This window comes from Micromonospora sp. WMMD714 (genome assembly GCF_029581315.1).
GTDB classification, from domain to species: Bacteria; Actinomycetota; Actinomycetes; order Mycobacteriales; family Micromonosporaceae; genus Micromonospora; species Micromonospora rifamycinica.
Genome location: NZ_CP120744.1, coordinates 6,323,856 through 6,338,132 on the forward strand (window position 1 = coordinate 6,323,856; position 14,277 = coordinate 6,338,132).

Consider the following 14,277-nt stretch of genomic DNA (forward strand, 5'->3'; position numbering starts at 1 on the left):
GCCGCGACCGCGCCCGCCGTGCCACGCCGGTCACCGGGTCCGACCGAGCAGTCGGATGGCCTGCTTGAGCAGGACCGGCACCGGCGGGGTGGGGCCGTCCACCGTCTCCGCCACCGCGGCCACCGCCTGGTCGGCCTGCCCGGCCGTCCAGCCGAGCCCGACCAGCGCCTGGCGGACCTGGTCCGGCCAGGCCCCGGCGGTCACCCCGGCCGCGCCGTCGGCACCGACCGGCACCGGGCCGATCCGGTCGCGCAGCTCCAGGACCAGCCGCTCGGCACCCTTCTTGCCGATCCCCGGCACCCGGGTCAGGGCCGCGGTGTCGGCATTGGCGATGGCCTTGCGGACCGCGTCCGGGGTGTGCACGGCCAGCACCGCCTGAGCCAGCCGGGGGCCGACGCCGCTGGCCGTCTGGAGCAGCTCGAACAGCTGCTTGGCGTCGTCGTCGGCGAAGCCGTAGAGGGTGAGCGAGTCCTCCCGGACCACCAGGCTGGTGGCGAGCCGGGCCGGCTGGCCGACCCGCAGCTCGGCCAGGGTGCCGGGGGCGCACTGCACGGCCAGACCGATCCCCCCGACCTCCACCACCGCGTGGTCCGGGCCGGTCGCGGTCACCGTGCCACGCACGCTGGCGATCATCGCGCTCCTCCTCGTCGTACCCGGTCGGCGGCCTCGGCCAGCTTGGACCGGGTGCCGCCGCGCCACACATGGCAGATGGCCAGGGCCAGGGCGTCCGCCGCGTCGGCCGGCCGGGGCGGCTCGGCCAGCCGCAGCAACCGGGTGACCATGGCGGTCATCTGCTTCTTGTCGGCCTGGCCGGAACCGGTCACCGCGGCCTTGACCTCGCTCGGCGTGTAGGTCTGCACCGGCAGCCCGGCCCGCGCCCCGGCCAGCACGGCGATCCCGCTGGCCTGGGCGGTGCCCATCACCGTACGCACGTTGTGCTGGCTGAACACCCGCTCGACGGCGACCGCGTCGGGCCGGTGCTCGGCCACCAGGCCGGTCAGCGACCGGTCCAGGTGCAGCAGGCGCAACGCCAGGTCGTCGGCGGGATCGGTGTAGACCACGTAGTAGGCGACCAGCGTGCAGGGCCGCCCCGGCACGCCCTCGACCACGCCGACCCCACACCGGGTCAGCCCCGGGTCGACGCCCAGCACGCGCACGCCGCCTCCTCCCCGACCCTTCGGCAGTACGTGTGTTCGACACCCTACTGGCCCGCCCCGACACGCCGGTGGGCGGACACGCCGCGTCGCACCGAGCTGCTCGGGTAGCCCGGCCTGAGCTGCCGGTGGGTGCGGGTCAGCGGGCCCGCAGGCCGGTCAGGACGCCGTCGACGATCTTCTCCGGGAGGATCCGGTCGTCCAGCTCCGGGTGCCAGCGCAGCAGGCGCTGGATCAGCATCGGCCCGGTCAGCAACGCCATCGCCACCTCGATGTCGAGGTCGGCCCGCAGCTCGCCGGTGGCCACCCCGCGCCGGAGCACGTCCCGCATCAGTTTCCGCCGGGGCTCGATGATGTTCTGGTAGAGGTGGAAGTGGTCCGGGCTGCGGTTCACCTCGGGCAGCAGGCAGGGCATGATCCGGGCGGCCCGGGGGTCGACGTTGTGCCCGACCGCCCCGACCAACAGCACCAGGTCGTCGCGGACGGACTGCCCGGCGGGTTGCGCGGCGACCCCCTTGAGCCGGCGCAGCGCGTCCAGCAGCAGGGTCTCCTTGCCCGCCCAGCGGCGGTAGATGGTGGCCTTGCCCACCCCGGCCCGGGCGGCGATCGCCTCGATCGACAGCGCCTCGATGGTGCTGCCCTCGGCGAGCAGGTCGAGGGTGGCCTCGATGATGGCCTCGTCCGCGCGGGCGCTCCGCGGTCGCCCGGGCGACCGCGGAGCGTCAGCGGTGGTGTTCACGTCAGTCATCCTCGTCGAACCTAGGTGGTCCCGGCCAGTTCCCGCTCCTCCACCGGCGTCACGGTGGTGGCGGTGGCGGGCTTGCCCGGCATCCAGCGCAGCACGATGATGATGCCGAGGGCGGCCACCACCGTGGAGATCGTCGCCGCCCAGTGCATCGCGGAGATGAAGGCGTCGTTGGCCGCCGTGATCAGCCGGGGCGCCGCCGGGCCGAGCTGCGCCGCCGCCGCGTACGCCCCGGAGACCGACTCGGTGGCCGCGTCCCGGGCCGGGCCGGGCAGGCCGTCGACGGCCGGGGCGATGTCCTGCCGGTAGACCGCGGAGAGCACCGAACCGAGCACGGCCACGCCCAGCGCCCCGGCGATCTGCCGGATGGTGTTGCTCACCGCCGACCCGACGCCGGCCTTCTCCCGGGGCAGCGCCGACATGATCGACTCGGTGGCCGGCGGCATGATGTTGGCCATCCCGACACCCTGGAGGAAGAAGGACACCAGCACCACCCACAGCGGCGTGTCGGCGTCGATGAAGGCGAACGCGGCCAGCGCCACGGCGGTCAGCACCAGGCCGACCGCGGCGACCGACCGGCCACCGTAGCGGCGCACCATCGTGGCGCTGCGCGGCGCGAAGACCAGCTGGGCGGCGGCGAACGGCAGGAAGCACAGGCCGGTCTCCAGCGGGCTGTAGCCCCGCACCAGCTGCATGTAGAAGGAGCTGAAGAACATCACGCCCATGGCGGCGAAGAACACCAGGCCGACGATCGCCACCGGGGCGGCGAACCGGGGCACCCGGAACAGCCGGACGTCCAGCGACGGGTGGTCGCTGCGCCGTTCGTGGACGACGAACCAGGCGAGCACCGCCACCCCGCCGACAACGGCGGCCCACACCGTCGGCCGACCGAAGCCGTGCTCACCGCCGTCGATGATGCCGTAGGTCAGCGCGATCAGCCCGACGACCGACAGCAGCACGCCGAGCACGTCGATCCGGCCCGGCCGGGGGTCACGCGACTCGGGCACCAGCAGGGTCACCAGCACCACGCCGACCGCCACCACCGGCACATTGATCAGGAAGACCGAGCCCCACCAGAAGTGCTCCAGCAGCACGCCGCCGAGGATCGGGCCGACCGCCACCGCCAGGCCGACCGCGCCGGCCCAGACGCCGATGGCGCGACCCCGTTCCCGGGGGTCGAAGACGTTGGAGATGATCGACAGGGTGACCGGCATGATCGCCGCGCCGCCGACGCCCATCAGCGCCCGGGCCGCGATGAGCTGGCCGGGGCTGTCGGCGTACGCGGACAGCAGCGACGACAGGCCGAACAGCACCAGACCGACGAGCAGGAACCGGCGGCGGCCCACCCGGTCGCCGAGCACCCCGAAGGTGAACAGCAGGCCGGCGAAGACCAGGGTGTAGGAGTTGATCGCCCATTCCAGCTCGCCCTGGCTGGCCCCGAGGCCGTGCACCGGGTCGGCCAGGGTGCGCAGGGCGACGTTGAGGATGGTGTTGTCGAGGACGACGACGAGCAGGCTGATCACCAGCACGCCGAGGATCGCCCATCGTCTCGGGTGTCCGGTGTTCTCGTACGGTTGCATGGGTCCGGTGCTCCCCCCGGTTCACCCGTCCCGGGTAATACGGAACGGGGCAGACTCGTAACGGTGCTCACCTTACGAGGACCATGTTTCGATACGGTACCGGTTCGTATCGAATGTGGTACGGGTCACCGGCGGGTCCGCGCTGCCGCTCCGGGGTCAGGCCGGGTGCACCGCACGCGGTCAGGCCGGCGCACCGCACGCGGTCAGGGCGGCGGAGAAGCTGGTCAGCCGGATCGACGGGGGCGGGAAGGGCTCGATCCAACCCGGGCCGGCGCCGTACACGCGTACCCCGGGGAAGTCCCGGCCGAAGCGGACCAGCCGGTACGCGCGGCCGGTGACCGGCGTCTGCGACCAGACCACCACCACCCGGGGCCGGGCCCGCAGCACCGCGGAGCCCAGCGCCGCCCAGGGCAGGGCCGGCCCGAGGTGCACGCAGCCCCGACCCTGCTCGCGCAGCGCGGCGGCCACCGCGTGCAGCCCCAGACAGTGCATCTCGTGCTCGGCCCCGGCGAGCAGCACACCGTCGGTGCGCAACCGCCGGTCGGGGTCGCGCCGGTGCACGTCCAGCCCGATCCGGATGCCCTCGGACAGGGCGTGCTCCACGGCGATCTCGGCGGCGTCCCGCCCCCGCAGCCCGGCCAGCAACGGCACGCAGAGCTCCTGCCAGACCGCCGCCACCCCGGCGGTGGCGGCGGACTCCAGCACCAGCGCGGCGACCAGGTTCGCGTCGAGGTCCTCGGCGGCCGCCGAGAGCCGTTTACGGGCCGTCTCCACGGCCTCGACCGGCATCGGATCCGACAACACCAGACGCACCCCCCGGGTAGCTCACCATTACCAGGGGTTCGCCCGGACGACGCCGTTCGGATGCGCCGACCGATGGATTTGTCGCCGGCGGCTCAGCCGGTGGGCACCGCCACCGCGGGCGGCTAGCCGGTGGGCACCGCCACCGCCGGCGGCTCAGCCGGTGAGCGCCGCCACCGCACGGTCCACGTCCGCCTCGGTGGTGTAGAGGTGGAACGCCACCCGCACCTGCCCGGCCCGGACCGCCGCCCGCACCCCGGCCCGCGCCAACCGCTGCCGCGCGTCGGGCACCTCCACCGCGACGATCGCGCTGCGGCCCGGCGGCCGCCCCAGCCCGGCCAGGAACCGGTTCGCCAGCGCCACGTCGTACGCCCCGATCACCGCCGGGCCGAGATCGGCCACCAGCTCCAGGGCCGGCGCGGTGCCCACCCAGCTGAACCAGGCCGGGGAGATGTCGAACCGGCGGGCGTCGTCGGCCAGCCGCAGGGGCGGACCGTAGTAGCTGTCGTGCGGCTCCTTGCCCGCGTACCAGCCGGCGGCGTCCGGGCGCAGCCGCTGCCGCAGTTCCGGCGCCAGGTAGGCCAGCGCCGAGCCGCGCGGCGCCATCAGCCACTTGTACGTCCCGACCGCGACCGCGTCGGCCAGCGACGCGTCGAACGGCAGCCACCCGCACGCCTGGGTGGCGTCCACCACCACCCACGCACCGTGCGCGCGGGCCGCGGCCACGATCTCGGCGTACGGCGCGACCGCCCCGTCGGCGGACTGCACCAGGCTGAACGCCACCAGGTCGGTGCCGGCGTCGATGGCGTCGCACAGCCCGTCCAGCGGCACCGTCCGCACCCGTACCCCCCGGTCCTGCTGCACCAGCCAGGGGAAGAGGTTGGAGGTGAACTCGACCTCCGGGACGACCACGGTGGCCTCGGCCGGCAGGGCGGCGGCGATCGGCGCCAGCAGCTGCGACACGGTGCTGCCGACGGTGACGTCCGCCGCCGGCACGCCGACCAGCCCGGCGAACGCCTCCCGGGACCGCTCGGTCGCCTCCCCCCACCCCTCCCAGGAGGTACGCCCCACCCGCCAGTCGGCCATCGCGTCCTGCACCGCCGTCCAGACCGGCTCGGGCGGCAGCCCGTAGCTGGCGGTGTTCAACCAGCCGGGCTCCGGCTGCCACAGCTTGCGTGCCTCTTCCAGCTCCATGTCGTCGAGGCTAGTGACGGCCGCTCCCCCCGCTCAGCGCCAATCTGCCGGTGGTGGCCCCCGCCGCCACCGGCGCCCCGCCCGCAGCCGCGCCACCGACCACCCGGCGGGAGCGGCCTTGACGACCCCGCCTAGGTTGATGATCCACATCATGACCACCCCGGAAGGGTGATGCCCCGTGCCGGTCGGCTTCACGTTCGCCGTCATCCTCGCCATCGGGCTGGCGGTCGCCGGCACCGTGGCCCTCGTCGCCCGCCACCCGGGCGTCAAGCGCGTCGGCGTGCTGGTCGCGCTCGGCTGCCTGGCCGGCGCGCTGCTCTTCACCGTCGGGGCGAGCGCGCACTCGGTGCCGATCCGCTCGGTCGGGATCGTCACCAGCTTCAACAAGCCGACCGGGGAGGTCACCGGCTCCGGGCTGAAGTGGGTCGCCCCCTGGCAGAAGGTCGGCGAGTGGGACGCCGGCCGGCAGAAGTACGACCACATCGGCGGCGACCAGTGCGTCCGGGTCCGCACCGGCACGCTCGCCGACGCCTGCGTGGAGGTGCTGGTCGAGTGGCAGGTCAAGCCGGAGAACGCACCGAAGCAGTTCATGGACTACAAGGGTGACTTCGAGAGCTTCCGGGGTCAGCGGGTGGGGGTGCAGCTCGACAGCGCGGTCAACGACGCCTTCGCCGCGTACAACCCGCTGGAGAAGATCGACGCCCGGACGGGCAACCTCAACGTCGACCTCAAGCCGTTCGCCGAGGGCATCCGGGGCAACGCCGAGGGGCGGCTCTCCGGTGACGTCGACATCCTGTCCGTCACCATCACCCGGGTCAACCACGACGACAAGACCGAGGGCAACATCAAGGCCTTCCAGGACAAGCTCGCGCAGACCCGCAACCTCGAACAGGACCGCCGCAACGCCGACATCCAGCGGCAGATCACCGAGACCAACGCCAAGGTCGACAAGGTGTCCCGCTGCCTGGAGATCGCCGAGAAGAACGGCAGCACCCCCGGGCTGTGCATCAACCCGGGGATCGTCACCGGCGGCAAGTGACGACCGCCCGACCGGTGCGACGATCGCCGCGCTGCTGACGCGCTGGCCGCTCGATCCTTGTTGTGGTGGCATCCGCGCAGGGGGAAACCACTGGAACAAGGATCGAGCACGATCTTGCGGCCCACCGACGTGAGCCGGCCGGCGGGCGGGTCAGCTGACGTTGGCGGGGCCGAGGACGCTCTTCAGGTCGCCCATCAGCGCGGTGGTGGCGGCCACCCGGAACGGGCCGAGCCGTAGGGTGGTCACCTTGCCGCCGTTGAGCAGCTTGACGTGCACCTCGGTGTCGCCCGGGTGCAGCACCAGGGTCTCCTTGAGCCGTTCCACCAGCGGCGGGGTGCAGCGGTGCACCGGGATGGTCAGCGTCACCGGCTTGCTGCCGGGGGTGCTGGTGACGTCCGGCATGGACATGTCCATCGCCATGATCCGGGGGGTGTCGTCACGCCGGTCCACCCGGCCCTTGACCACCACGATCGCGTCCTCGGCGATGTACTGGCCGATCACCTCGTAGGTGTTCGGGAAGAACAGCGTCTCCACCCCGCCGGCCAGGTCCTCCAGCGCCGCCGAGGCCCAGGCCCGGCCCTGCTTGGTGACCCGGCGCTGCACGCCGGAGAGGATGCCGGCCAGGGTGACCACCGCGCCGTCGGGCACGGTGCCCTCCTCCGACAGCGCGGCGATGGTGGTGTCGGCCGCCGCGCCGAGCACGTGCTCCAGACCGAACAGCGGGTGGTCGGAGACGTAGAGGCCGAGCATCTCGCGTTCGAAGGCGAGCTTGTCCCGCTTGTCCCACTCGGCGTCGCCGATGGTCGGCATCACCGTGGTGCTGCCCCCGGTGTCGGCGTCACCGAAACCCGCCCCGAACAGGTCGTACTGGCCGACGGCCTCCTTGCGCTTGACGTCGGCGAAGGCGTCGATGGCGTCGGCGTGCACGGCCAGCAGCCCCTTGCGGGTGTGGTCGAGGGAGTCGAAGGCACCCGCCTTGATCAGGGATTCGATGGTCTTCTTGTTGCAGACCACCGCGTCGACCTTGGAGAGGAAGTCGTAGAAGTCGGCGTACTCGCCCTTCTCGTCGCGGCACCGCATGATCGCGGCGACCACGTTCGCCCCGACGTTGCGCACCGCGGCCAGGCCGAACCGGATGTCCTTGCCGACCGGGGTGAACGGGCCGGCGGAGGTGTTCACGTCCGGCGGCAGCACCTGGATCCGCATCCGGCGGCACTCCGACAGGTAGAGCGCCATCTTGTCCTTGTCGTCGCCGACGGAGGTGAGCAGCGCCGCCATGTACTCGGCCGGGTAGTGCGCCTTGAGGTACGCCGTCCAGTACGACACCAGGCCGTACGCCGCGGAGTGCGCCTTGTTGAAGGCGTACCCGGCGAACGGCACCAGGACGTCCCAGACGGCCTGGATGGCCTCGTCGGAGTAGCCGCGCTCGCGGCAGCCGTCCCGGAACGGGATGAACTCCTTGTCGAGGATCTCCTTCTTCTTCTTGCCCATCGCCCGGCGCAGCAGGTCGGCCTGGCCGAGGGTGTAGCCGGCGAGGATCTGCGCGGCGCGCTGCACCTGCTCCTGGTAGACGATCAGGCCGTGGGTCGGGGCGAGGATCTCCCGCAGCGGCTCCTCCAGCTCCGGGTGGATCGGGGTGATCTCCTGGAGGCCGTTCTTGCGCAGCGCGTAGTTGGTGTGCGAGTCGACGCCCATCGGGCCGGGCCGGTAGAGCGCCAGCACCGCCGAGATGTCCTCGAAGTTGTCCGGCTTCATCAGCCGCAGCAGCGAGCGCATCGGCCCGCCGTCGAGCTGGAACACGCCGAGCGTGTCGCCCCGGGCGAGCAGCTCGTAGGCGGGCTTGTCGTCCAGCGGCAGGGCCAGCAGGTCGAGTTCCCGGCCGTGGTTGAGCTGGATGTTCTTGACCGCGTCGTCGATGATCGTCAGGTTGCGCAGGCCGAGGAAGTCCATCTTCAACAGCCCGAGCGACTCGCAGGTCGGGTAGTCGAACTGGGTGATGATCGCCCCGTCGGCGTCCCGGCGGGTCAGCGGGATGTGCTCGATGATCGGCTCGGCCGACATGATCACCCCGGCGGCGTGCACCCCGGTCTGCCGGATCAGCCCCTCGATGCCCCTGGCGGTGTCGATCACCTTGCGGACGTCCGGGTCGGTCTCGTAGAGGCCGCGGATCTCGCCGGCCTCGGCGTACCGGGGGTGCTTCGGGTCGAAGATGCCGGTGAGCGGGATGTCCTTGCCCATCACCGCCGGGGGCATCGCCTTGGTGATCCGGTCGCCGACCGCGTACGGGAAGCCGAGGACCCGGGCCGAGTCCTTGATCGCGGCCTTCGCCTTGATCGTGCCGAAGGTCGCGATCTGGGCGACCTTGTCCTCGCCCCACTTGTCGGTGACGTACTTGATCACTTCACCGCGCCGACGCTCGTCGAAGTCGATGTCGACGTCCGGCATCGAGACCCGCTCCGGGTTGAGGAACCGCTCGAAGATCAGGCCGTGCGGGATCGGGTCCAGGTCGGTGATGCCCAGCGCGTACGCGACGAGCGACCCGGCCGCCGAGCCACGCCCCGGGCCGACCGCGATGCCCTGGCTCTTGGCCCACTGGATGAAGTCGGCCACCACCAGGAAGTACGACGGGAAGCCCATCTGGTTGATGACGCCCAGCTCGTACTCGGCCTGCACCACGTGGCCCTCGGGGATGCCCCCCGGGTAGCGGCGGGCCAGCCCCTTGAAGGTCTCCTTGCGGAACCAGGACTCCTCGGTCTCCCCCTCCGGCACCGGGAACCGCGGCATCAGGTTGTGGAACTCGAACATCCCGCTCGGGTCGACCTTCTCGGCCACCAGCAGGGTGTTGCGGCAGCCCTGCTGCCAGAACTCCGATGAGTCGACCGCCCGCATCTGGTCGGCGGACTTGACGAAGTAGCCGCCGCCCTCGAACCGGAACCGGTTCGGGTCCGCGACGTTGCTGCCGGTCTGCACGCAGAGCAGCACGTCGTGCGCCTCGGCCTGGGCCTCGTGGGTGTAGTGCGAGTCGTTGGTGACCACCGGCGGGATGTCCAGCTTGCGGGCGATGGTGATCAGATCCTCACGGACCCGCTGCTCGATGGAGAGCCCGTGGTCCATGATCTCCAGGAAGTAGTTCTCCTTGCCGAAGATGTCCTGGTAGGCGGCGGCGACCTTGAGCGCCTCGTCGAACTGGCCCAGCCGCAGCCGGGTCTGCACCGCGCCGGACGGGCAACCGGTGGTGGCCATGATGCCCTCGGCGTGCTCGGCGATCAGCTCCATGTCCATCCGGGGCCACTTGACGTAGTGCCCCTCCATGGACGCGCGCGAGTTGAGGGTGAACAGGTTCTTCAGGCCCTGCGCGTTGCGCGCCCACATGGTCTTGTGGGTGATCGCGCCGTTACCCGAGATGTCGTCGCTCTTCTGCTCCGGCCGGCCCCACTTCACCCGCGCCTTGTGGTAGCGCGACTCCGGCGCGACGTACGCCTCGACGCCGAGGATCGGGGTGATGCCGGCCGCCATGGCCTGCTTGTAGAAGTCGTTCGCGCCGTGCATGTTGCCGTGGTCGGTGATCGCCACCGCCGGCATCCCCAGCCGGTTGGCCTCGGCGAAGAGGTCCTTCAGCCGGGCCGCCCCGTCGAGCATCGAGTACTCGGTGTGCACGTGCAGATGCGCGAACGAATCGCCCATGCGTGGCGTCCCCCCGGATCGGATCATGGGTCACGAGATCAGGCCGGTCCACGATAGCGCCGCCCGGCGGAGCCACTGAACCCGCCGCGCGGACACCTCCACGCGGAGGTCGTACGGCCCCGCCCGCCGTACACCGACGGTCACCGAACGGTTCCGCGAGCCCACCGCCGACGCGGACGGGGGTGCCCCCGTCCGGCCGGACGGGGGCACCCCGGCGACGTCCACCGACGCGATCAGACGACGGTGACGGAGACCTCACGGTTGTTCCCGGGGGTGGCGGTCAGTTTCACGGTCACCCCGCCGTAGGTGACGGTGTGGTCGATCGTGGTGAGGGTGGCGTTGACCAGCGCCTTCTCCTCAGCGCTGCACGTGGTGACGTCCGAGCCGGGGGTGCGGTCGACCACCTCGACCGGGAAGGGTCCGCCGATGGGGGGAACGTTCCCGCCGGGCCAGGCGCCGCCGCTGAACACCGCGGTGGTCACCCGGTAGACCAGCACTCCGGCCTGGAAGCAGCCCGACGCCACGTCGAGCGTGCTGACCTGCCGGTTCTCCACCACCACGGCGGTGTTCCCGCCGGTGTGGACGACCACCGCCTTGGTGCCACCGGCCGTACCCAGGGGGGTCAGGACCGTCGAGGCGCTCCCCGTCGTGGTCCGGCAGTCGATCTGGGAGTCGGTGAGCCAGCCCGCCTTCCACTTGTGCCAGGCGAACAGGTCGGGAGCCTTGGCGGAGATCAGGCCCATCAGGTCCCAGCCGCCCACCGCCCGGTGGATGCTGTCGGCGTTGTTGTACGAGTAGAGGTCCGGCAGCCCGAAGAGGTGCCCGGTCTCGTGGTTGAGGATCTTGTAGCCCCAGTAGTCGACGTCCTGACCGAAGGTGACGGCGTGGCGCAGTTCGACCCCGTCGGCGGTCACCCCGCCACCGGGGGCCGCGACCCAGGTCGGCGAGATGTCGAAGGTCGACGCGGACTTCGGCGGCACCACGTAGACGATCTGGTAGGAGCTGAAGTCGATCGCGGAGTTCGCGGCGGCCACCGCGGCGGCCACGTACGACCGCTGGGTGGCGAAGTTCGACTTGTAGCCGGCGAAGTTGCCGTGGGGCTGCAGGATGTGCCGCCACGCGGTGTCGAAGGTCAACTGGAGGTTCAGCGCACCGTACGAGGCCTGCGTGAAGAAGCTCGGGGCGGCGCCGAACATGCTGGTCCGGCCGGCCAGCTCCCCGCTGACCGGGGCCGCGTTGGTGAAGTCCACGAACAGCACGATGCCCCGGACGGTGCCGCTCGGCGGCAGCCAGGTGGCGTAGTTGGTCGGTCCCTCGTGTTGCCATCCGGTCGTCGGGGTGGGCAACTGGCACGGGCTGACCAGTGTCGACCGGGCGGGCCCCGCCGCCGCTGCCGGCCCCGCTGCCGGCGGCCCCTCGGCCGGTGGCGCGGCCGGCGCGGACGGTGGTGCGGCCGGTGCCGCCGTCGCCGGCAGCGCCGGGGCGACCAGCGTACCGGCCATCACCACCGCGAGAGCCGTCCTGACCCGGGCACTCAGTGACATCCACGTCCTCCTCTGTGAGCCTGTCGAGCCGTCTCCGGACACGTCCGTCACCCATCGACGAGGATTCCTCGCGCCCGAACAGGACCGATCCTGCCAAGGTGCCCACCAGGCTCACATCGGTAGAAACTACGTAGCCTCCCACTCCGCCCGCGACCGTCGCACCGGCTTCAGTGCACCGCGGTCAGGGCCGCCGACTCCTGCGCGGCCCGTTCGTCGCCGCTGGTCTCGTGCAACGGCTTCTCCCGGACGAAGAGGACCGCGACCAGGGCGAGGAAGGCGATCGGCGCACCGACGAGGAACAGCTCCGCGGTGGCCGTGGCGTACGCGTCCCGCACGACCGCCAGCACCGGGGCGGGCAGCGCGGCGAGATCGGGCACCTCGGTGGTGCCGCCGCCGGTGGCGCCCGCGGCCGGGCCGAGCCGCTCGGTCAGCAGGCCGGTGACCCGGTTGGCCAGCACCGCGCCGAGGGCGCTGACCCCGATCGCGCCGCCCATGCTGCGGAAGAACGTCAGCACCGAGGTGGCCGCGCCCAGTTCGTGCGCGGGCACGTCGTTCTGCGCGGCGAGGACCAGGTTCTGCATGAGCATGCCCACCCCGGTGCCGAGCACCGCCATGTAGAGCGAGAGCAGCGGTACGCCGGTGTCCGCGTCGATGGTGCTCAGCAGCAGCATGCCCACCGTCATCACGGCCGCCCCGGCCACCAGGTAGGCCTTCCACCTGCCGTACCGGGTGATGAGCTGGCCGGCGACGGTGGAGGAGACCAGCAGGCCGAGGATCATGGGCAGGCTCATCAGGCCGGCGACGGTCGGCGACTTGCCCAGCGAGGTCTGGAAGTACTGCGACAGGAAGACCGTGCCACCGAAGAGGGCCACCCCGACCAGCACGCTGGCGACCGTGGTCAGCGTGACGGTGCGGCTGCGGAAGATCCGCAACGGGATGATCGGCTCGGGGACCTTGGACTCGACCCAGACCGCCAGCGCCAGCAGCACCAGCCCGCCGACCACCATCAGCGCGGTCCAGCCCGACGCCCAGGCGAACCGGTGCCCGGCCAGCGAGGACCAGACCAGCAGGGTCGAGACGCCCGCAGTGATCAGGAGTGCGCCCCACCAGTCGATGCGCGCCTTGCGGCGGACCACCGGCAGGTGCAGGGTGCGTTGCAGCAGGACGATCGAGATGAGGCTGAACGGCACGCCGATCAGGAAGCACCAGCGCCAGCCCAGCCAGGAGGTGTCGACCAGGACGCCGCCGATCAGCGGGCCGGCGATGGTGCCGACGCCGAACACCGCGCCGAAGACACCGGCGTACCGGCCCAGCTCGCGGGGCGGGATCATGGCCGCCATCACGATCAGCGCCAGGGCGGTCATCCCCCCGGCGCCGACGCCCTGCACGACCCGGCTGACCAGCAGGACCTCCACGGTGCGGGAGAGCCCGGCGATCAGCGAGCCGAGCACGAACAGCCCGAGCGAGAGCTGGATCAGCAGCTTCTTGCTGTAGAGGTCGGCCATCTTGCCCCACAGCGGCACGGTGGCGGTCATCGCCAGCAGCTCGGTGGTGACGATCCAGGTGTAGACGGTCTGGCTGCCGTTGAGTTCGGCGATGATGCGCGGCAGCGCGTTCGCCACCACCGTCGAGGCGAGGATCGCCACGAACATGCCGACCATCAGGCCGGAGAGGGCCTGGAGGACCTCCCGGTGGGACATCCGGCCGGGAGCCGCCCCGGGTGGGTCGATCGACTCGGCAGGTGCGGTCATGGGCGTTTCCTCACAGGAGTGTGCGGACCGCCCGGCGCGGTCGCGCCGGGCCGGTCGGTGGTGGGCCGATCAGTAGGGGGCCGGTCGGTGGTGGGCGGGTCGGTGGCCCCGCCGGCGCGGGGGTCGGGCAGCCCGGCGGCGACGGCGGCGAACGCCTCGTCGAGCAGGTCGGCCAGGGGACGGGAGCCGCCGCCGGTGGCCCAGCGGACCATCGCGGTCCGCAGCGCGGCGCCGGTGACCGCCACCACGAGGGCCGGGTAGCCGTCGTCTGGCAGGTGACCGGTACGCGCCGCGAGCGCGTCGACCATGGCCTGCTCGGTCGCCGCGTTGCCGGAGACCAGCCGGGCCAGCAGCACCGGGTACCGCATCACCACCTGCATCCGCAGCAGCCAGGACGCGGCGTCGCCCTCCACGTCGTCGACGACCCCGGCCAGGGCCAGCCGGATCGCCGACAGCGCCGGGACCGCCACGGGGACGTCGCCCAGTGCCCGCAGCACCCGTTCCCGGTCCCCCTCGGTGTCGCCGACCAGGGCGTCGTCCTTGGTGGCGAAGTAGTTGAAGAAGGTCCGCGGGGAGACGTCCACCGCCGCGCTGATCTCCTCGACGGTGACCTGGTCCAGCCCCCGCTCGGCGACCAGGCGCAGCGCGGCGGCGGCCAACGCGGCACGGGTCTGTCGCTTCTTGCGGGTCCGCCGTCCGGCCCCCTCGGCACTGGTCACGGTCGGAGCCTAGGAACGAAGATGCAGCGCCTGCAAACTTGCACAGTGTGACATGAGACTCGGCCG

The 14,277-nt window shown here is 71.9% G+C and carries 11 protein-coding genes; 1 reads left to right on the forward strand and 10 read right to left on the reverse strand.

From position 1 onward, the window contains the following. Positions 1-30: 30 nt before the first annotated feature. The 6 genes from ruvA to O7625_RS26940 form a co-directional block, all read right to left on the reverse strand. Positions 31-633: a Holliday junction branch migration protein RuvA gene (gene ruvA, locus O7625_RS26915; RefSeq protein WP_067307819.1), complete on the reverse strand. Its 603-nt coding sequence runs from the start codon at positions 631-633 to the stop codon at positions 31-33. Beyond that, the gene (gene ruvC / locus O7625_RS26920; protein ID WP_067307816.1) at positions 630-1,157 is read right to left on the reverse strand and encodes a crossover junction endodeoxyribonuclease RuvC; all 528 of its coding nucleotides are present in this window, start codon (positions 1,155-1,157) and stop codon (positions 630-632) included. Before ruvC ends, ruvA begins: the two co-directional genes overlap by 4 nt. 136 nt (positions 1,158-1,293) lie before the next feature. Continuing rightward, on the reverse strand, positions 1,294-1,902 hold the full coding sequence (locus O7625_RS26925) for a TetR/AcrR family transcriptional regulator (protein WP_067307813.1): 609 nt from the start codon (positions 1,900-1,902) through the stop codon (positions 1,294-1,296). An 11-nt stretch (positions 1,903-1,913) separates the two neighbouring features. Further along, the gene (locus tag O7625_RS26930) at positions 1,914-3,479 is read right to left on the reverse strand and encodes an MFS transporter (protein ID WP_282342603.1); all 1,566 of its coding nucleotides are present in this window, start codon (positions 3,477-3,479) and stop codon (positions 1,914-1,916) included. Between the two features lie 180 nt (positions 3,480-3,659). Further along, positions 3,660-4,283: a transcriptional regulator gene (locus tag O7625_RS26935; RefSeq protein ID WP_282342605.1), complete on the reverse strand. Its 624-nt coding sequence runs from the start codon at positions 4,281-4,283 to the stop codon at positions 3,660-3,662. Positions 4,284-4,436: 153 nt separating this feature from the next. Continuing rightward, positions 4,437-5,474 (reverse strand): aminotransferase class V-fold PLP-dependent enzyme, encoded by a 1,038-nt coding sequence (locus tag O7625_RS26940; RefSeq protein WP_282342607.1) that lies wholly within the window; start codon positions 5,472-5,474, stop codon positions 4,437-4,439. Positions 5,475-5,652: 178 nt separating this feature from the next. On the opposite strand from O7625_RS26940, the gene O7625_RS26945 reads away from it, so the two are divergent. Further along, positions 5,653-6,513, forward strand: a complete 861-nt coding sequence (locus O7625_RS26945) for an SPFH domain-containing protein (protein WP_067307804.1) — start codon at positions 5,653-5,655, stop codon at positions 6,511-6,513. 150 nt (positions 6,514-6,663) lie between these two features. On the opposite strand, the gene dnaE is transcribed toward O7625_RS26945, so the two are convergent. From dnaE to O7625_RS26965, 4 genes are all read right to left on the reverse strand, one after another. After that, positions 6,664-10,197 (reverse strand): DNA polymerase III subunit alpha, encoded by a 3,534-nt coding sequence (dnaE, locus tag O7625_RS26950; protein WP_282342609.1) that lies wholly within the window; start codon positions 10,195-10,197, stop codon positions 6,664-6,666. 233 nt (positions 10,198-10,430) lie between these two features. Then, positions 10,431-11,741: a M6 family metalloprotease domain-containing protein gene (locus O7625_RS26955; protein ID WP_282342610.1), complete on the reverse strand. Its 1,311-nt coding sequence runs from the start codon at positions 11,739-11,741 to the stop codon at positions 10,431-10,433. Positions 11,742-11,908: 167 nt separating this feature from the next. Next, the gene (locus O7625_RS26960; RefSeq protein WP_067314554.1) at positions 11,909-13,492 is read right to left on the reverse strand and encodes an MDR family MFS transporter; all 1,584 of its coding nucleotides are present in this window, start codon (positions 13,490-13,492) and stop codon (positions 11,909-11,911) included. Then, complete coding sequence (locus O7625_RS26965; protein ID WP_282342612.1) at positions 13,489-14,211, reverse strand: TetR family transcriptional regulator; 723 nt, start codon at positions 14,209-14,211, stop codon at positions 13,489-13,491. Before O7625_RS26965 ends, O7625_RS26960 begins: the two co-directional genes overlap by 4 nt. Positions 14,212-14,277 lie beyond the last annotated feature (66 nt).